We start from the raw sequence: 18,486 nt of genomic DNA, 5'->3' as shown, positions 1-18,486 counted from the left end.
TTAACCGGATCGGAGGAGTACTTTGTTAACCATTGAGGCACTGAGCCACAGGCTTTCGTCTTATTTGGAACCCCCTCAGATCGATAAGGTCAGGCGCGCCTATTATTACGCCGAACAGGCACACGACGGTCAAAAGCGCCGCTCGGGCGAAGACTACATCTCTCACCCATTGGCCGTCGCCGATATTCTCTCCGCCATGCATATGGACCATCAGAGCCTGATGGCCGCCATGCTGCACGATGTGATTGAAGACACCGGCATTCCCAAAAAAGCGATAGCCGGACAGTTTGGCGATACCGTGGCCGAGCTGGTGGACGGCGTGAGCAAGCTCACCCAAATCGAGTTTGAGTCCCAGGCCGAAAAGCAGGCCGAAAACTTCCAGAAAATGGCACTGGCCATGGCCGATGACCTGCGGGTGATTTTGGTCAAGCTGGCCGACCGCCTGCACAATATGCGTACCCTGGGCGCCATGCCGCCCCACAAAAAACGCCGCATCGCCAAAGAGACCCTGGAAATTTACGCCCCCATTGCCCACCGCCTGGGCATGAACGATTTGCGCCTGGAGTTTGAAGATCGCGGCTTTTACGCCATGTACCCGCTGCGCGCCACCCGAATGCAGGCCGCCCTTAAAACCGCGCGCGGCAACCGCAAAGAGCTGGTTGAGCAAATTCAGACCTCGATTGAAAAGCGCCTGGGGCGGGAAAAAGTCAACGCCGTGGTGATCGGGCGCGAGAAGCATCTGTACAGCATCTACCAAAAGATGCGGCAGAAGAAAAAATTCTTTAAAGAGATTATGGACGTCTACGCGTTTCGCATTATTGTCGACAGCGTAGACGCCTGCTACCGCGCGCTGGGGGTTATTCACAACCTGTACAAGCCCGTCGCGGGCGAGTTTAAAGACTATATCGCCATCCCCAAGGCCAACGGCTACCAGTCGCTGCACACGGTGCTGGTGGGCATGCACGGGGTGCCCATCGAGGTGCAAATACGCACCAAAGAAATGGACGAAATGGCCAACACGGGTATCGCCGCGCACTTTTTGTATAAATCCGACAGCAGCGACACCCTAAGCAGTAGCCACAACCGCGCCCGCCAATGGGTCAAAGGCCTGCTGGAAATGCAGCGCCGCGCCGGTGATTCGCTGGAATTTATCGAGAACGTTAAAATTGATCTCTTCCCAGACGAAGTTTATGTGTTCACGCCCAAGGGCCGGATTGTCGAGCTGCCCCACGGCGCCACGGCGGTGGACTTTGCCTACGCCGTGCACACCGACATCGGCAACACCTGCGTCGCCTGCCGCATCAATGGCCGTTTAGCGCCCTTGTCGCAACCGCTGCAAAGCGGGCAAAAGGTGACCATCATTACCGCCCCCGGCGCCCAGCCCAATCCCACCTGGTTGAATTTCACCATTTCGGGTAAAGCGCGCAGCGCGATTCGCCACTTTTTGAAAAACCAGCGCCATCACCAATCGGTCGCCCTGGGCAAAAAGATGCTGGGGCGCGCCTTGGCGGATCTCGATTTGGACATCGACAACTTAAGCGAAGAACACGAACAAAAGCTGCTGGCGGGCACGGGATTAAGCTCGCTGGAAGCCATTTGCGAAGATATTGGCCTGGGCAATCGCATTGCCTACGCCGTCGCCAAACTGGCCCAGCCCGATGCCGATATTACCCCGCGCGGGGGCAGCATTTATTCACCGCTTACTATCGACAGCTCGGACGGGGTGTTAATTACTTTCGCCAAGTGCTGCCGACCGATTCCGGGCGACCCGATTATCGGCCATATTAGCTCGGGTAAAGGCCTAGTCATCCACCAGGAAACCTGCCATAACCTGGCCGAAATTCGCCACAACCCCGAAAAAATTAACCATGTGAATTGGGCCCCCACGGTGTCCGGCGAGTTTTTGGTGGATATACGGGTTGAGGTAGAATCCGAACGCGGTATTATCGCCACCCTGGCCACCCGTATTACCGAGCAGGGCGGTAATATCGAGCACATCCATGTGGATGAGCGCGACGCTCACAACAGCGTGATCAATCTGTGCATCGGGGTGCAAAACCGGATTCACCTGGCCAATATTATGCGCCGTATCCGCAACCTGAGCTTTGTCATTCGGATTCAGCGGGCGAAAAATTAATTCTATTCGGGCGCTAAATCGCCTTGTTAAAAATTGTTACAACGACTCCTTAAGCAACATTAAATTGCTTACACTCTCCTCCTGAACACAATACTTGTCTCAAGGAGTCGAGAATGCGCCTGGCACTCACCCGTTTATTTTGTCTTTGTATTTTGCTCAGCGCCTGTGGCGGCGACTCTTATGTTCACCCTTGCGACTTGGAGGGCTATTACTCTCACTTTAGCATTACCGATTACACCAGCCGGGCAGTCAACCACGACCAGCCTATTACCCGAGAGACCAACTTCTGGGCAGAAGCGCTCGAGGGCACGGCTGTGCCTTGGGACCATGTAGGCCTAGAGCTTGAGGCGGAAATCGTCAAATCCGTTGCTCAAAACACACCAGATAAAATGCGCTTTAGCCTATTCGCCCAGTCTCAGGCATGTTCGCTACCCGCACCAGAACCTATACAGTCCATCACCCACATTAGCCTGGTCAGCGACAATGCCTATACCGACGAGTATCCGGCGGGTAGTGACTTGTCCGAACTTATAGCCGTGTATGGCTACCACAGCGTGGAGGGCAATCTCCAGGACTTTGTCGCCAGCCAACCTCCGGCCCGGGAATGGCTAAGGCTATTTTTTACCCTTGAGCCCCAGTACGAACGACACACCTTCACCATTACCGTCGAGCTGGACGACGGCAGCGTGTTCGTAAAGGATTTTCCCGAGCTGGCTTTAATGCCCTCAATCACTACGCAGCAATAGCAATCGCCCGCGCTTAGCGATACCGGACCTGGAACGCTTACAACCGCTGTGCCCAACGAACCACGTAAACGAATTAAAAGGAAACACCATGCTCTATGGTTTTAGATTGGGTTTTATCTGCGTGCTCACCGGCGCTCTTGTAAGCGTTTCGTGTGGCGGCAGCAGCGACGGGGTGGCCGAATGCGGAGATTTACCCCCGTACCGGGAATTCGTCATTACCGATTACGATATTTCCACCCGACACCACAGCGAACCGGTAACAACGACCACCTACGTCTATGGCGAGGCGACCACCACCGAGCCGGTGCCATGGAACCACTTGGGTATCCAACTCGAAAGCCAGGCGAACGTCTATGTGGCGCGCGAGGCGACCACGCGCTGGAGTCTTTTCCCCACCGCCAATGCCTGTAGCCCCGTGCCACCGCAGCCCACGCAAACCATCCAGTCTATTGAAATAGTCAGCGATAACGCCTATACCGATGCTTACCCGGCGGGTACCGATTTGGCCGCGATTATGAACCGTTATGGGGATGACTATGGCGTGCACGCCGACAGTGTTTCCGCCTACATTGCTGAACAACCCCCGGCACGGCGCTCGCTCAATTTATTCTTTACCCAGGCCCCGCAGTACGAACGACACACTTTTACCATTACCATCGAGCTGGACGACGGCAACGTGTTTGTCAAAGATACCCCGGAGGTTTATCTGGAGGTTCAGGACTCGCCCGGCGAGTGATTGGCGCACCCATGGGCGAAAGGTTATACTCGATCGTTTTTGCACAGACGGATTTAAACATGCCTAACAAAGCGATTATCCATACCGAAAACGCGCCCGCGGCCATTGGTACCTACTCTCAGGCAGTAAAAGTAAACGGCACCGTTTACCTGTCGGGCCAAATTCCGCTGGTGCCCGAAACCATGGAATTGGTAGAGGGCGACTTTGCCGCCGAAGCTCACCAGGTTTTTAAAAACCTGAGCGCGGTATGCGTTGAGGCGGGCGGCAGCTTGCAGGATATCGTAAAGCTGAATATTTATCTGACCGATCTGGGCAACTTCCCCATCGTCAATGAAGTCATGACTCAGTACTTTGACGAGCCCTTTCCAGCCCGCGCCGCCATCGGCATCAGCCAGCTGCCCAAAGGCGCTCAGGTCGAGGCCGACGGCATTATGGTTACCGCCGGATAAGCTCGGCAAAACCCGCTTTAAACCCTGGATAACGCAGCGGATAACCGCTGGCGCGCATCGCGCGGTTATCGATGCGTTTATTCAAGCTGGCGCTCTCGCCTTCAGGCGGAGGCGCCACCCCCAACTGCTGGGCTAACCAGTTAACCACTTGCCCTTTGCGCGGCGACTCGCCGTCGCTTAGCAAATACAGTGACGCCGGCTCGTCCATTTTTAGCACCCAGGCCATAAAACCGGCGGCATCGTCCGCATGAATGCGATTGGTGTAAGCCTCGGTCGCCTCAGTTTTACCCGCCGCGACAGAATCCATCAGCCTTGTGCGGCCGGGCCCGTAAATACCCGCCAGGCGCAGCACCACCAAAGGCAAGCCGGCAGCGGCCAGTAACTGCTCGGCCTCCAGCACGCGCTGCCCGTTGTAACGCGGCGGCCGGGCAGCGGTAGCCTCATCCACCCACTCGCCATTAGCCTGGCCGTAAACCGAGGTACTGCTAATAAACAGTATCCGGGGGCTGCGCCCCGCCAGGGCCTCAATCAGGGTTTCGCAGGGCGTCACATAGCCACGGCGATAGCCCTCGTCGCTGCGCGCGGCGGGGGTCAGGGTAAGTACAATGGCGTCAAAGTTTCGGGCTAGCACCCGGTCCATCGTCGCCCGGTCTGAGGCATCGCCGCGCAGATAATGGATACCAGCCCTGGCGTCGGCGGGTGGGTGGCGGCGTAAACCGTAGACGTCAAACTCATCTCCGGCACAGGCCGCCAAGCGCTCGCCCAAATCGCCGCAACCGATTATCAATAGTTTTTTTCTATCCATTTTGCTAGATTGTTACCCAACGTTCATTTAAAGATTAAGAATACCCATGACTCTGACAGAATTGCGCTATATCGTCACCCTCGCTCAAGAACAACATTTTGGCCGCGCCGCCGAGCGCTGCTTTGTCAGCCAGCCCACCTTAAGCATTGCGGTTAAAAAACTGGAAGAAGAGTTGGGTGTGGCCCTGTTCGAGCGCTCTAAGTCGCGAGTGTCGGCCACCCCACTGGGAGAAAAAGTAGTCGCCCAGGCAAACCTGGTGCTGGAGCAGACCTCGGCCATCAAAGATATCGCCAACGAGGGTAAAGACCAGCTCTCAAGCCCCTTGAGCGTGGGGGCCATTTTTACCATTGGCCCCTACCTGTTGCCCTACTTTATTCCCGAACTGCAAAAAGAAGCCAGCGCTATGCCCCTTTACGTCGAAGAGGGCTACACCGGAACTCTGCGTACCAAGCTGCGCAAAGGCGAGTTGGATGTGATCATCGTCGCGCTGCCCTTTACCGAGGCGGACGTGGTCACCCAGCCCTTGTACGAAGAGCCCTTTGTGGTGTTGTTGCGCAGGGATCATCCCCTGGCGGACCACCCAGAGATTGAGCCGGGACTGCTGGATGAGCAAGAGGTCTTGCTTCTGGGCGAGGGCCATTGTTTCCGCGATCAGGTGTTGGAAACCTGCCCCAATCTGAAAACCTCGCTGGAAGGCAGCAAGGGCAAGGTGCGCACCGCCGCCGAAGGCAGCTCGCTTGAGACTCTGCGCCATATGGTGGCCTCGGGCCTGGGCATTACCATCTTACCGGTCTCAGCGGCCAGCACCACCGGCTATGGCGACGATGTACTGGTAACCCGGCCCTTTAAAGGCAATGGCCCGCGCCGCACGGTGGCCCTGGCCTGGCGCGCCAGCTTCCCCCGTTTTAAAGCGGTGGATGCCCTGCGCAACGCCATCCGCCGCTGCCAAAAAGGCAACCCACTGATTACGCTGCTCAATTAAGGAAACCCAGTGGCGGAAGACACGCTCGCCACCCGCCCGGTCAGCACTCTTAAGGGGGTGGGCCCGGCGCTGGCGCAAAAGCTGGAAAAGCTGGGCATTTACACGGTCCAACAGCTGCTGTTCCACCTGCCCAGCCGCTACGCCGACCGCACCCGGGTGCAACCGATCGGGGCGTTGCAACCGGGGGTAAGCGCCGTTATCGAGGCTCAGGTGCGTGCCGCCGATGTGGTTTACGGGCGGCGGCGCTCGCTGGTGTGCCGGGTGCAGGACGGCACGGGTAGCCTTACCCTGCGCTTTTTTCATTTTAGCGCCGCGCAAAAGCAGCGCTTAAGCGCTGGAGCAAGCATTCGCTGCTTTGGTGAAGCCAGGCGCGGCGCGGCAGCGCTGGAAATGGTGCACCCCGAATACGAGCTACTGGACGGCGCCAGCCCCAAACCCCTCGCCCAACGCTTAACCCCCCATTACCCGACGACTGACGGGCTCACCCAACCGCGCCTGCGTGCCCTTACCCAGCAAACGCTGGAGCTGTTGGAGCACACCCCCATCGACGAACTGCTCCCGCAACGAGTGCGCCGCCAGCTGCATCAAATCCCCCTGGCCGATGCCCTGCGACTGCTGCACCACCCTCCGGCTAATGTCGATCAACAACAACTGGCCGACGGGGTGCACCCCTATCAGCAACGCCTGGCCTTTGAAGAGCTATTGGCCCAGCAACTGAGCATGCTGCAATTCCGAGCCCGCGCGCGGCGCTTACAGGCCGCGCCTCTAGTGGATAAAAAAGGCCTGGGCGAGGCGCTAAAACAGCAGCTGCCCTTTGCCCTGACCGGGGCCCAAACCCGGGTACAAAACGAAATTGCGCAGGATCTGGCGCGCCGCGAACCCATGCTGCGGCTGGTGCAGGGGGACGTGGGCTCGGGCAAAACCATTGTCGCGGCGCTGGCGGCACTCAGTGCCATCGCCTGCGACAAACAAGCGGCGGTCATGGCCCCCACCGAGATTCTCGCCGAGCAGCACCGCCTTAACTTTACCGCCTGGCTAAAACCGCTGGGCATTACCCCGGTATTTTTATCCGGACGGCTGCGCACCAAAGCCAAGCGGGAGGCCATGGCACTGATTGCCTCGGGCGAGGCGCAGATGGTGATTGGCACCCACGCCCTGTTTCAGGAAGACGTAGCGTTTGCCGATTTGGGCCTGGCGATTATCGACGAGCAGCACCGCTTTGGGGTTCACCAGCGCCTGGCGCTCAGTGAAAAAGCCGCCACCGGTTTTACTCCCCATCAGCTGATTATGACCGCCACCCCCATTCCCCGCACCCTCGCCATGAGCGCCTACGCCGATTTGGACTGCTCAGTCATCGACGAGCTGCCCCCCGGCCGCACCCCGGTAGCCACCGCCGTGATTGCCGACGAGCGCCGCAACCAGGTGATCGAGCGGGTACGCGCCGCCTGCGCCGAAGGCAGGCAGGCCTACTGGGTGTGCACCCTCATTGAAGAATCCGAAGCGCTGGAGGCTCAAGCCGCCGAAGCGACGGCTGAAAACCTGCAAGAGCAGCTGCCCAATCTCAAGGTCGGGCTGGTACACGGGCGCCTGAAAGCCGCCGAAAAAGAGGCGGTAATGACTGCGTTTAAAGCGGGGGAACTGCACCTGCTGGTCGCCACTACAGTGATTGAAGTGGGGGTAGACGTGCCCAACGCCAGCCTGATGATCATCGAAAACCCCGAGCGGCTGGGCCTGTCGCAACTGCACCAGCTGCGCGGTCGGGTAGGGCGCGGCGCAGCCGCCAGCGCCTGTGTATTGCTGTATGGCACACCTCTGTCAAAACACGCCAAAGCGCGCCTTAAAGTCATGCGCGAGAGCACCGACGGCTTTTATATTGCTGAGCAAGACCTGGAATTACGGGGCCCCGGCGAGGTACTGGGGACCAAACAGACCGGCGAAATGGAATTCAGAATTGCCGATTTAGGTCGCGACAGCCATCTGTTGCCCCAGGTACGCCAGGCCGGCGAGCTGATGATGGCAGACTACCCCGAGCTAAGTGCCGCCGTGGTAGAACGCTGGCTCGGCGGTCGCGAACGTTATTTGGGCGCATAATGAGACATAAATCCGGCTGTAAGACTCACGAGCCATAGAATTGCCCTCTATAAAACACTATATTTACTGCTACTTCGCATAAGACGCGCCGCGACTTACCACTATACTTGCGATAATAAAACACGAACGCCTTCTCTTCGATAGAGTCTGTCAGTTCAAAAGGAGACGTAAAACGTGCCAGTACCTACTAATGTTGAAACACTGCTAAGCACCCAGAATATTCACTACGATCTGGCGGCTGCGCCGGTAGACAAGGATGATCGCCCCCTTTGGCACGACGAGCATTTACGCAAAGCCGGGGCGGCGCGCTCGGTTCTACTGCAAGACAACATCAGTCAGGTGCAGGTTATTTTTTCCGCCGACAGCCTGTTGGATATTGAAGCGGTCAACCGCCACTTAAATCGCCAGCTGCGCGCCCTGAGCGACCACGACCTCAACCAGTTTTACGAAACCCATCAGTGTCAGTCAATTCCCGCACTGCCCCAGGTGGCCGGACTGCTGACCCTGGTGGATAAAACCCTGCTGGATAAAGACGATTTGCTGCTGGACTCGGGCGACGAAACCCAGCTGATACGGGTGGACAGTACCCAGTTTCAGCAAACCTTAACCGACGCCATTGTATGCGAGCTTTCCACCCCGCTGGATCCCCTGGAAAACGAGTCGGACACCTCGCAAGATAGCGAGCAGGTGGAGGGCGCGATTCGCGGCTTTACCCAGCTGCGCATTAAACAGCGCCTGGAGGAAACCTTAGAATTACCGCCACTGTCGGACACCGCGCAGCGCATTATCAAACTGCGGGTGGACCCGGATGCGGATATCTCCGATCTGGCACAAATTGTCGAAACCGACCCGAGCCTGGCGGCGCAGGTGGTCAGCTGGGCGGCCTCGCCCTATTACTCCGCGCCGGGCAAAATCAAATCCATCCACGACGCCATTGTGCGGGTGCTGGGTTTTGACATGGTGCTCAACCTGGCACTGGGCTTGGCGCTGGGTAAAAGTATTTCCCTGCCCAAAGACGGCCCCGAGAGCGAGCTTCCCTATTGGCAGCAGTCGGTCTACATCGCCGCCACCATTGAGGGCCTAGTCACCGCCATTCCCCGCGAGCAACGCCCGGGGTTCGGCATGGCCTACTTAACCGGTCTGCTGCATAACTTTGGCGCTCTGGTGATGGCCGAAGTTTTTCCGCCTCATTACAGTCAATATTGCCGTCTGAGCGAGGCCAACCCCCACGCCTCACCCCAAGCCATCGAACGCCACCTGTTGGGCATTAGCCGCGATCAGATCGCCAGCATGCTAATGGAAATGTGGGGTATGCCCGAAGAGGTTGTAGTGGGCCTGCGCCACCAGCAAAACCCATCCTACCAAGGCGAAAACGCCGCCTACGCTAAGCTTGTCTACCTAGCCAAAGCACTCCTGCGCCAGCACGGCATTGGCCGCGGCCCCAAACACTCGATTCCGGACGCCCTGTTCACCGAGCTGGGCCTGAGCCGGGAAAAAGCCGAAACCACCGTGCAGCATGTACTGGAGTCTGACGAAGACCTCCAACACATTGCCAGCACCCTGAGCCCCGGCGCTTAACCGGGGGCGGGCAACGCCCCCGCTCGCTAGCGATCCGCGGGGGCCTCATAGGTATCGCTATCCAACAGTGACTCGCTGTTCGCGACCACGGTGGTCACCGCCGCATCGCCGGTGACATTGACCGAGGTGCGCAACATATCCAACAGTCGGTCGACGCCGATAATCAACGCGATACCCTCTTCGATCGGCAGGCCCGCCTGCTGCAGCACCATGGTTAAGGTCACCATGCCCACGCCGGGCACGCCGGCGGTGCCAATGGAGGCCAGGGTCGCGGTCAGTACCACCATTAGATAACCCATAATGCCCACATCCACACCATAGGCCTGGGCGATAAACACGGTGGCAACCCCCTGCATAATGGAGGTGCCATCCATATTAATGGTGGCCCCCAAAGGCAGCGTAAACGAGGCCACTTTGTTATCCACACCCAGCTTTTTTTCCACGGTGCTCAGGGTATAGGGCAGGGTAGCGTTGCTGGAGGCAGTACTAAAGGCAAACACCTGCACCGGGTACATTTTGCGAAAGAAGGTGATGGGGTTAACCCGCGCCAGAGCGCGCAGCAGCGCCGGATAGACCAGCAGACACTGCATAAGCAGCACACCGACTACGGTGAAAAAGTAAAACACCAGGTCTTCAAAAACCTCAAAACCCATACTGGCAAACAGCTTGGCCAGCAGACAGAAAACCCCATAGGGTGCCAACTGCACCAGCATCAGGATCATCTGCATAACCACTTCATTCAGGTTATTAAAAAAGCCGGCAATGGCGCGACCCTTTTCCCCACTGCGACTAATGGCAAAACCAAACAACAGCGAGAACACAATCACCTGCAGCATGCTGCCATCGGCCATGGCCTGAATGGGGTTGGAGGGGAAAATATTAACAATCGTGTCTTTAAGCGACAGCCCCACATCCATCTCAGCACCACCGGTGGCGGTCAGCGACAGGCCTTTGCCCGGCCCCAATAAACTGGCCACACCGATCGCTAGGGTTATGGCTATGGCTGTAGTAAGTACATACAAACCTACTGTTTTGCCCGCCATGGGGCCCACCCGGCTGGTCTCACCCAGCGAGGCGGTACCGCACACCAGCGAGACAAACACAAGTGGCACCACCAGCAACTTAAGCGAGTTAACGAAAATGGTGCCCACCATATCGAACAGCCCCTCGACCAGGTAGCGTTCAATCCAGCCTCCGGGCGAGGTAAAGCCATTAAGCAACAGCCCCAGGGCAATCCCTAATACCATCGCCAGCAAAATGCGCTTGGTTAAGCTCACAAGTCACCCCCTAGTCGCTGCCGGGGTTGTCGTTTCGCTTTTATTCTTGTTTGCCAATCCATAGGTGTTCCTGCGCCAGTTATCATCAGCCGCCATTAAACCAAGGCCGGGGTGACGGGTAAAGGTGGCGATGCCGATTGCGCCTGTTAGAATAGCGCCTCTTTCAGACCGGTCGCGCCGAGGTTTTTTTGCCCCCTGCCAACTCTCAATTATTGCTCAATCGTCGTTTTGCCCGCCGGGGCCTGGGCCTGTGGCAGCGCGCACCGGGCGGCCATCTGCTGCCTGCGGGGGTAAGGCCCTGGCTGTTGGATCCCGGGTCGCTGACGCGCAAATTGCGCCAACTGAGCCATAACCAATTAAGCGTACACATTCTGCGCCAAAGCTGGGGCCGCCCGCGTCTGAGCGAGGCGCGGGCGCTGGGAGTCGACATCACGCAACACGGTTTGATTCGCGAAGTGATTTTGTGCGGCCCGTACGAAGAACCCTGGGTGTACGCCCGCAGCCTGTTCCCGGCCGCCAGCCTGACCGGCTCGCTGCGACATTTGCGCCAGCTGGATAACCGCCCCCTGGGGGGTTATTTATTCAGCCACCCCCACCTGGGGCGCTCGCCCTTATCAGTGGCGGCCCTGCCCCCGGGCTCGGGTGTACCCGAGTCACTGCAAGGGGATAAACTACTGTGGGGACGCCGCTCGGTGTTCTCACTTAAAGGCAAACAATTACTGGTCAGCGAAGTGTTTTTGCCCGCTTTTGCGGCGCGTTTTTTCACCGAGGAAGACACATGAAATCTAGCCTGACGGAGCGGCTCGCGCTCTACATCCAGCTTACCCGCCTAAACCGGCCCATCGGCTGGCTGCTGGTATTGTGGCCCACCCTGTGGGGCCTGTGGCTGGCGGCCGACGGTTTCCCGCCGCTGGATTTGCTGTTTATTTACTCTCTGGGCGCCATTGTCATGCGCTCGGCCGGCTGTGTGATTAATGACTTCGCCGACCGCAAAATCGACAGCCACGTTAAGCGTACTCAGGACCGTCCTCTGACCACGGGCAAGATTTCGGTGCGCGAAGCCTGGGGCGTGTTTGCCGCGCTGGTGGCACTGGCGTTTATTCTAGTGCTGTTCACCAACACCCTCACCCTGTGGCTGGCTTTTGGCGGCCTGGCGCTGGCCTGCTGCTACCCCTTTATGAAGCGCTATACCCATCTCCCCCAAGTAGTGCTGGGCGCCGCCTTTGCCTGGGGCATTCCCATGGCCTTTGCCAGTGTGCGCAATACCGTGCCCGCCGAAGTATGGCTGGTGTATTTCACGGTACTGATCTGGACCGTGGTATATGACACTTTTTACGCCATGGTCGATCGCGACGACGATTTGCGCATCGGGGTGAAATCCACCGCCGTGCTGTTTGGCGATCAGGACCGGGTAATTACCGCTACGTTGCAGGCCCTGGTCATTTTGGGGCTGCTGATGATCAAAAGCCGCTTTGAGCTGTACAGCGTGTACTACCTGGGCGTTGCGGCGGCCGCCGGCTTATTCGTATACCAGCAAAAGCTGATTCGCTATCGCCAGCGCGGCCCCTGCTTTCAGGCCTTTTTAAACAACCACTGGGTGGGGGTTGTGGTGTTGGTGGGCATTGTTGCAGGAACTTACTGGGGTGCACCCAGCGCACAATAGGTAAAATTGAGCGCCGAACTGTCATAAATATGCAACAATTTATACATTAAATACGCTTGCACGGGAGGGGCCCTAAAGCACCCGCTCCCGCCACAAGACTCCGCTATACACTGATGGACCACAGGCAAGCACTATGACAAGTCGCACCATCCTTATCGTTGACGACGAATCCGCTATTCGCGATATGCTGCGCATTGCGCTGGAAATGGCCGAATACCGTTGTTTAGAGGCCTCCAATGCCCAGGACGCCCACGGCCTGATTATCGATGAAAAGCCAGATTTGATTCTGCTCGACTGGATGATGCCCGGCACCAGCGGCATTGAGCTGGCCCGACGCCTAAAGCGCGACGAGGTCACCGCCAATATCCCCATTATTATGCTCACCGCCAAAGGCGAAGAGGACAATAAAATTCAGGGGCTGGAAGTAGGCGCCGATGATTACATCACCAAGCCTTTCTCGCCCCGCGAGCTAGTCGCGCGTTTAAAGGCGGTATTGCGCCGCGCCGATCCGCAATCGTCCAGCCAGCCGATCAAAGTACAGGGCCTGTGCCTGGACCCGGCCAGCCACCGCGTAACCATTAACGAGCGCGAAGTGGACATGGGCCCCACCGAGTTTCGCCTGTTGCAGTTCTTCCTGACACATCAAGAGCGCGCCTACACCCGCAGCCAATTGTTGGATCATGTGTGGGGTGGTAATGTGTATGTGGAAGAGCGCACGGTGGATGTTCACATTCGCCGCCTGCGCAAGGCGCTGACCGTTGACCAGCACGAAAACCTGGTGCAAACCGTGCGCGGCACCGGCTACCGCTTTTCCACCAAAGCGGGGTAAACACCCCTTCACGCCCGGCCCGGCCGGGCACCGACCCGAGAAGGCTCCGCATTGTTACAGGGATTTCACGCTGAAGTTAAGCGTCTGGTGGTCATTCTGGCCATCGCTATTGTTATCGGTTTATTGATTGACCAGCTCGCCTGGACCTTACTGTTTTGCGCCAGCTGGTACATCGGCTGGCACCTGTGGCAAATGCTGCGCTTAAACATCTGGCTGCAGGGCAAACGCAAAGCCCAGCCCCCCGAGTCCAGCGGTTTGTGGGGCGAAGTCTTTGATGCTATCTACCATCTGCAGCGGCGCCAAAAGCGCGAAAAGAAAAACCTGCAGGCGGTCATCAACCGGGTGCAGGAAACCACCTCGGCCCTTAAAGACGGCGTAATACTGCTGGACTGGCGCGGCTATCTGGACTGGTGGAACCCCTCGGCGCAGCGCTTACTGGGATTTTACAACTCCGATCAGGGTCAGTCGGTGATCAACTTTATTCGCCACCCGCGCTTTGTGGATTACTTTGAGGCGGGCGAATACGCCGAGCCGCTGGATATTCCCTCGCCGCGCTTTCCCGACAAACGCCTGCAATTTCAGATTACCCGCTTCGGTAAAAACGAACGACTGATTGTGGTGCGCGACATCACCCAGATTTACCACCTAGAGCAAATGCGCAAAGACTTTGTCGCCAACGTTTCCCACGAGCTGCGCACCCCGCTTACCGTTATCAGCGGCTACCTGGAAACCCTGGCCGACAACAACGCCATTGCCGCCTGGGACAAACCGCTGGAGCAAATGCAGCAGCAATCCAAACGCATGTCGCTGCTGATTAACGATTTGATCATGCTCTCGAAGCTGGAAACCACCGACACCGGCTTTAACCAAAAGCGCCTGCCGCTGGAGCCTTTGCTGCAAACCATTAAATCCGAGGCCTCGGTGCTCGCGGGCGAAAAACACCAGACCATTACCCTGGAATCCAGCCCGGATATCAGCATTATCGGCAACGAAAAAGAGCTTCACAGCGCCTGCTCTAACCTGGTTATTAACGCCGTTAAATACACCCCCGAAGAGGGCAAAATCGACATGCGGCTGTGGCGCAGCGGCCCCTATGTGTACTTTTCGGTCACCGACAACGGCATGGGCTTTGAAACCAAACACATTCCTCATTTAACCGAGCGCTTTTACCGGGTAGATGCCAGTCGTAACAGTAAAACCGGCGGCACCGGACTGGGGCTGGCCATTGTTAAACATGTACTCTTGCGCCACGACGCCGAGCTGCAAATTAACAGCGAAGTGGGCCAGGGCAGCGTATTCACCTGTGTATTTCCCGCCAACGATCAACAAACCGGCGTGCGCCCTGCGGACAAGTAAGCGGCTAAGAGGTACACTAGAGCATCGGAAGACTATTTGAGTACTCTAATGCTGACACGTGTGCTGCTTTCAGGGGCCTTCATTTGCGGGGTTTGCCTTTCCGCGCTCGCCAGCGAGCCCCCCTCGGACACTCACCCCGGCTTTTACGTAGAGGGGCGCCAGCTGTTTGATGCCTGTAACGCCCCCATCACCCTCATGGGCCCCAACCGTATGGTCTACTGGATGGACCGCACCGGGCTGTCCAGCTTTAGCGAGATTGCCAAAACCGACTCCAATACCGTACGCATCGTCTGGACCACCGAAGGAAAGCCGGGCGAGCTGGACACGGTCCTGAAAAACGCCCGCCGCTTTGAGCTGGTGCCCATTATCGAGCTGCACGATGCCACCGGCGACTGGAGCAAACTGCAATTATTGGTCGATTACTGGACGCGCCCGGACATTGCCGCCGTTATCGCCCGTCACCAGCGCTACACCATCGTCAACATCGGCAACGAGGTAGGCGACAAAGTCCCCCTTGAGGAATACACCCAAGGCTACAGCAAGGCCATTAAACGCCTGCGCGAAGCGGGCTACCAGACCCCGCTCATGATCGACGCCCCCGGCTGGGGTAAAGATATAGACACCTTGCAGGCGGCCGGTCCCACTCTGATAGACGCCGACCCCAAACACAATATTCTGCTGTCGGTGCATATGTGGTGGCCGCAAATGTGGGGCTACAACGATGAACGAATTCGCGCCGAAATAGTCGAATCGGTAGAAACCAATTTGCCGCTGGTGATCGGCGAATTCGGCAACCGCTGGGACGACACTGAGGGCGGCGCCATCGCCTATCGCACCATTATTAAAACCGCACTGGAGTTTGACGTCAGCTTTTTGCCCTGGTCCTGGGGCCCAGGCAACAAACCGCAAAAGCACCTGGATATGACCGACGACGGCTCGTTTGAGGGGCTAACCGGCTGGGGCCGCGAGGTGATGCTGGACGAAGAATATGCCATTGCCAACAACGCGGTAAAACCCGATTGGGAATGTTTAGTGAACGGTGAACGGTGAACGGTGAACGGTGAACGGGGAACGGTGAACGGTGAACGGTGAACGGTGAACGGTGAACGGTGAACGGTGAACGGTGAACGGTGAACGGTGAACGGTGAACGGTGAACGGTGAACGGTGAACGGTGAAATTTTGGATTTCGTCGAACACCCTGTCAAGCTCGGGCAGAGCGGCACCGTACCCCGTACCCCGTACCCCGTACCCCAAATAATCAACAACGAGTCACGCAATGACACTACCCGAAAACGAACTAAAACCCGAATACAGCCGCAATATACTGCGTCGCAGTTACGACAACGTGCGGCGCAGATACGCGGGTAAGATTCGCGACAAGGCCATTGAGCGGGCCAAAACTCGTATTTATCTGCACGGGCGCAGCCCCGAAGATTACGAGCCGGATATTCTCGAGGTGATCGTTAAAGAGGAAGAGGATAAAATCATCAGCGAGTACAAATCTCGCGGCCTGGTCGCCCTGGTCGCGGCGCTTGGCATCAGTTTGTTTCCCTAATTACTCACAGCCCATGTTTCGGTTTCTCGCCAAGTCCGCCGTCGCCACCGTTATCTGGAAGCGCTATAACCGCGTCATTATCTCCACACTGACCCTGCTTATCAGCTACTTTTTGATTGCCGCCCTGCATAGCGACTATACAGACTATGCTCGCAGCACTGGTGTCACCGGCTTTTTATGGCTGTCTTACTTTGCCAAGTGGGGCGGCTATGTGCTGGTCACCAGCCTTTACTATTGGTATCTAAAATACGCCCTGCGGCCCAAGCCCAAAAAGCGCGACGACGCCTTCGCACAAACCCGTTCGCAACCGAATAAAAAACGCGCACAGCCGCAACAACCCAGCGAGCCAAGCGCCGATCCGTTTGCCGACATTCGCCGCAAAGATCGCTTAAAAAATCGCGCCGACTTTGCCATGCAAGACCACCGCTCTCAGCCAAAAGATTAACTTATGCACTGGATCAAGAACCTGGGGCTTTTACTCGCCCTTGTTAGCTGCTTCACCTACGCCTCTGTTAGCCCGCAACGAGCCGAAAACGCCCGCGCCGAGCATTTATTCGAGCGATTTTTTAACGAGCAGGTCTCCCTCAGCCCCATGTACCAGGCGAGTCTGGGGCGCAAAACCCACTATGGCGAGTGGGACGATATCAGCCCCAAAGGCGATGAACTGGCACAGCGTCTGGCCGCTGACCAATTACAACGCCTGGCGCGATTGAATACCGAGCAACTCACCCCGGCCAATCGGCTGAATGTGCAGCTGCTGCGCGCCGAATTAGAGCAACAAATAGAACACTACCGCTGGCGCGACTACGGCTATCCGGTGAACCAGATGTTTGGTCTGCACGCCGGGGTGGTGTCTTTTTTGATTAACACCCATCAGGTCGATACCCAGGCCGATGCCGAGGCCTATATCGAGCGCCTGCGGGGGATAAAACCGCTGTTTGACCAGCTTATAAACAACCTAGAGCGCCGCGCCCGGACGGAGATTATTGCCCCGGATTTTGTCTACCCTTATGTGATTGATGACAGCCGCAATATCATCAGCGGAGCGCCTTTTGACGACCAGCCAGCAAGCCCTTTGTGGCGCGACTTTACCCAAAAGCTGGAAGCTCTGAATCTGTCGGCCGAAACGCAGGACAAGCTAAGCAATAACGCCCGTGTGGCACTCGTCGAGCAGGTTAAACCCGCCTATCAGCAATTGATTGAGGCTCTTGAGGGACTCCAGCAGCACGCCGACAAGCGCGCCGGGGTGTGGAAATTCCCCGCTGGCGAGGCCTACTACCGCGCTCGCTTACAAGCGACCACCACCACCGACTTAACCGCCCCGCAGATACACCAAATCGGTCTGGACGAGGTCGAGCGTATTCACCGCGACATGCGTGCGATTATTCAATCGCTGAATTTTGATGGCGACTTAACCGACTTTTTTGCCACGCTCAAAGAAGATCCGCGCTTTTACTACCCGGACACCGAGGAAGGCCGAGACCAGTATTTAGCCGATACGCGCGCACTCATTGAGCAAATGGAGGCACACCTACCTGAACTCTTCACCCGTCTGCCCCAGGCGGAGCTCAGCGTGAAAGCGGTTGAACCCTTCCGGGAAAAGTCCGCGGGCAAAGCCTTTTACCAGTCCCCCGCCCAAGACGGTTCGCGCCCGGGCATTTACTACGTCAACCTACACGATTTGCGCGCCATGCCCCGTTATCAGATGCGCGCGCTCGCCTATCACGAGGCGGTGCCTGGCCACCATATGCAAATTGCCATCGCCCAAGAACTGGACGAGCTGCCCGAATTTCGCCGCCACAACCACTACACCGCCTACATAGAGGGCTGGGGGCTGTACGCCGAATGGATACCCACCCAGCTGGGCCTGTACGACGACCCCTACGCCGACTTTGGTCGCTTAAGCTTTGAACTGTGGCGTGCGATTCGCCTAGTGGTGGACACCGGCATTCACCACCACCGCTGGAGCCGCGAGCAGGCCATCGACTACTTTGTCGCCAACTCGCCCATGACCCGCGCCGACGCCACCCGCGAGGTCGAGCGCTACATCGTGATGCCGGGCCAGGCCACCGCCTACAAAGTGGGCATGATGAAAATCATGCAGCTGCGCGAACACGCGCAACACACCTTGGGCGAGGATTTTTCGGTACGCGAGTTTCACGACCTTGTCCTAAGCGGCGGGGCGCTGCCGCTGGATATTCTCGAACAGCGAGTCCAGCAGTGGCTGGACTCTCAAAGCGCACCGTAAGATGGTAGAGTGTGCGCTTTTTAAAATCACAGA

17 protein-coding genes are annotated in these 18,486 nt (G+C 57.5%); 15 read left to right on the top strand and 2 right to left on the bottom strand.

The window, feature by feature from the left end; genetic code table 11:
- Positions 1–22 precede the first annotated feature (22 nt).
- From M6D89_RS17070 to M6D89_RS17055, 4 genes are all read left to right on the top strand, one after another.
- Positions 23–2,137, top strand: a complete 2,115-nt coding sequence (locus M6D89_RS17070) for a RelA/SpoT family protein (RefSeq protein WP_253969306.1) — start codon at positions 23–25, stop codon at positions 2,135–2,137.
- A 113-nt stretch (positions 2,138–2,250) separates the two neighbouring features.
- Positions 2,251–2,883 (top strand): hypothetical protein, encoded by a 633-nt coding sequence (locus M6D89_RS17065; protein ID WP_253969305.1) that lies wholly within the window; start codon positions 2,251–2,253, stop codon positions 2,881–2,883.
- A gap of 88 nt (positions 2,884–2,971) precedes the next feature.
- Positions 2,972–3,619 (top strand): hypothetical protein, encoded by a 648-nt coding sequence (locus tag M6D89_RS17060; protein ID WP_253969304.1) that lies wholly within the window; start codon positions 2,972–2,974, stop codon positions 3,617–3,619.
- Positions 3,620–3,678: 59 nt separating this feature from the next.
- Positions 3,679–4,068, top strand: a complete 390-nt coding sequence (locus M6D89_RS17055) for a RidA family protein (protein WP_253969303.1) — start codon at positions 3,679–3,681, stop codon at positions 4,066–4,068.
- Here the strand turns inward: M6D89_RS17055 and M6D89_RS17050 are convergent.
- The gene (locus M6D89_RS17050; RefSeq protein WP_253969302.1) at positions 4,055–4,873 is read right to left on the bottom strand and encodes an SDR family oxidoreductase; all 819 of its coding nucleotides are present in this window, start codon (positions 4,871–4,873) and stop codon (positions 4,055–4,057) included. The two genes, M6D89_RS17055 and M6D89_RS17050, sit on opposite strands and share 14 nt — an antisense overlap.
- Before the next feature lie 46 nt (positions 4,874–4,919).
- Between M6D89_RS17050 and M6D89_RS17045 the strand changes: the two genes are divergently transcribed.
- The 3 genes from M6D89_RS17045 (at position 4,920) to M6D89_RS17035 (ending at position 9,524) form a co-directional block, all read left to right on the top strand.
- Positions 4,920–5,855, top strand: coding sequence for a hydrogen peroxide-inducible genes activator (locus tag M6D89_RS17045; protein ID WP_253969301.1), 936 nt, complete (start codon positions 4,920–4,922; stop codon positions 5,853–5,855).
- A 9-nt stretch (positions 5,856–5,864) separates the two neighbouring features.
- Complete coding sequence (gene recG / locus M6D89_RS17040) at positions 5,865–7,946, top strand: ATP-dependent DNA helicase RecG (RefSeq protein ID WP_253969300.1); 2,082 nt, start codon at positions 5,865–5,867, stop codon at positions 7,944–7,946.
- 174 nt (positions 7,947–8,120) lie between these two features.
- Positions 8,121–9,524, top strand: a complete 1,404-nt coding sequence (locus tag M6D89_RS17035; protein WP_253969299.1) for an HDOD domain-containing protein — start codon at positions 8,121–8,123, stop codon at positions 9,522–9,524.
- Positions 9,525–9,550: 26 nt separating this feature from the next.
- On the opposite strand, the gene M6D89_RS17030 is transcribed toward M6D89_RS17035, so the two are convergent.
- Positions 9,551–10,801, bottom strand: coding sequence for a dicarboxylate/amino acid:cation symporter (locus M6D89_RS17030; RefSeq protein ID WP_253969298.1), 1,251 nt, complete (start codon positions 10,799–10,801; stop codon positions 9,551–9,553).
- Positions 10,802–10,989: 188 nt separating this feature from the next.
- Here M6D89_RS17030 and M6D89_RS17025 point away from each other — a divergent pair, with 188 nt between their 5' ends.
- The 8 genes from M6D89_RS17025 to M6D89_RS16990 all read left to right on the top strand — a co-directional run bounded on the left by M6D89_RS17025 (position 10,990) and on the right by M6D89_RS16990 (position 18,453).
- Positions 10,990–11,583, top strand: a complete 594-nt coding sequence (locus M6D89_RS17025) for a chorismate--pyruvate lyase family protein (protein WP_253969297.1) — start codon at positions 10,990–10,992, stop codon at positions 11,581–11,583.
- Positions 11,580–12,464 (top strand): 4-hydroxybenzoate octaprenyltransferase, encoded by an 885-nt coding sequence (gene ubiA / locus M6D89_RS17020; RefSeq protein ID WP_253969296.1) that lies wholly within the window; start codon positions 11,580–11,582, stop codon positions 12,462–12,464. The genes M6D89_RS17025 and ubiA overlap by 4 nt, the downstream gene beginning before the upstream one ends.
- A gap of 133 nt (positions 12,465–12,597) precedes the next feature.
- A complete protein-coding gene (phoB, locus tag M6D89_RS17015) occupies positions 12,598–13,293 on the top strand; it encodes a phosphate regulon transcriptional regulator PhoB (protein ID WP_253969295.1) in 696 nt (231 codons plus the stop codon).
- 51 nt (positions 13,294–13,344) lie between these two features.
- Entirely contained in the window at positions 13,345–14,649 is a 1,305-nt protein-coding gene (gene phoR, locus M6D89_RS17010; protein ID WP_253969294.1) for a phosphate regulon sensor histidine kinase PhoR, read from the top strand.
- Positions 14,650–14,685: 36 nt separating this feature from the next.
- Complete coding sequence (locus M6D89_RS17005; RefSeq protein ID WP_253969293.1) at positions 14,686–15,699, top strand: cellulase family glycosylhydrolase; 1,014 nt, start codon at positions 14,686–14,688, stop codon at positions 15,697–15,699.
- 227 nt (positions 15,700–15,926) lie between these two features.
- Positions 15,927–16,205 carry a dihydrouridine synthase gene (locus M6D89_RS17000; protein WP_253969292.1) on the top strand — a complete coding sequence of 93 codons (279 nt, stop codon included), beginning with the start codon at positions 15,927–15,929 and terminating at the stop codon, positions 16,203–16,205.
- Positions 16,206–16,218: 13 nt separating this feature from the next.
- Positions 16,219–16,650, top strand: coding sequence for a hypothetical protein (locus tag M6D89_RS16995; RefSeq protein WP_253969291.1), 432 nt, complete (start codon positions 16,219–16,221; stop codon positions 16,648–16,650).
- A 3-nt stretch (positions 16,651–16,653) separates the two neighbouring features.
- Positions 16,654–18,453 carry a DUF885 domain-containing protein gene (locus M6D89_RS16990; RefSeq protein ID WP_253969290.1) on the top strand — a complete coding sequence of 600 codons (1,800 nt, stop codon included), beginning with the start codon at positions 16,654–16,656 and terminating at the stop codon, positions 18,451–18,453.
- The last annotated feature ends 33 nt before the right edge of the window (positions 18,454–18,486 follow it).

This window comes from Gilvimarinus xylanilyticus (assembly GCF_024195295.1).
GTDB lineage: Bacteria > Pseudomonadota > Gammaproteobacteria > Pseudomonadales > Cellvibrionaceae > Gilvimarinus > Gilvimarinus xylanilyticus.
Note: the sequence above shows the minus strand (reverse complement) of the source record. Positions and strands in the feature narration are given on the sequence as shown.

Coding starts and splice junctions, on each gene's coding strand:
- M6D89_RS17065 (WP_253969305.1), top strand. CDS start 2,251: ATGCGCCTGGCACTCACCCGTTTATTTTGTCTTTGTATTTTGCTCAGC.
- M6D89_RS17060 (WP_253969304.1), top strand. CDS start 2,972: ATGCTCTATGGTTTTAGATTGGGTTTTATCTGCGTGCTCACCGGCGCT.
- M6D89_RS17055 (WP_253969303.1), top strand. CDS start 3,679: ATGCCTAACAAAGCGATTATCCATACCGAAAACGCGCCCGCGGCCATT.
- M6D89_RS17050 (WP_253969302.1), bottom strand. CDS start 4,873: ATGGATAGAAAAAAACTATTGATAATCGGTTGCGGCGATTTGGGCGAG.
- M6D89_RS17045 (WP_253969301.1), top strand. CDS start 4,920: ATGACTCTGACAGAATTGCGCTATATCGTCACCCTCGCTCAAGAACAA.
- ubiA (WP_253969296.1), top strand. CDS start 11,580: ATGAAATCTAGCCTGACGGAGCGGCTCGCGCTCTACATCCAGCTTACC.
- phoB (WP_253969295.1), top strand. CDS start 12,598: ATGACAAGTCGCACCATCCTTATCGTTGACGACGAATCCGCTATTCGC.
- M6D89_RS17000 (WP_253969292.1), top strand. CDS start 15,927: ATGACACTACCCGAAAACGAACTAAAACCCGAATACAGCCGCAATATA.
- M6D89_RS16995 (WP_253969291.1), top strand. CDS start 16,219: ATGTTTCGGTTTCTCGCCAAGTCCGCCGTCGCCACCGTTATCTGGAAG.
- M6D89_RS16990 (WP_253969290.1), top strand. CDS start 16,654: ATGCACTGGATCAAGAACCTGGGGCTTTTACTCGCCCTTGTTAGCTGC.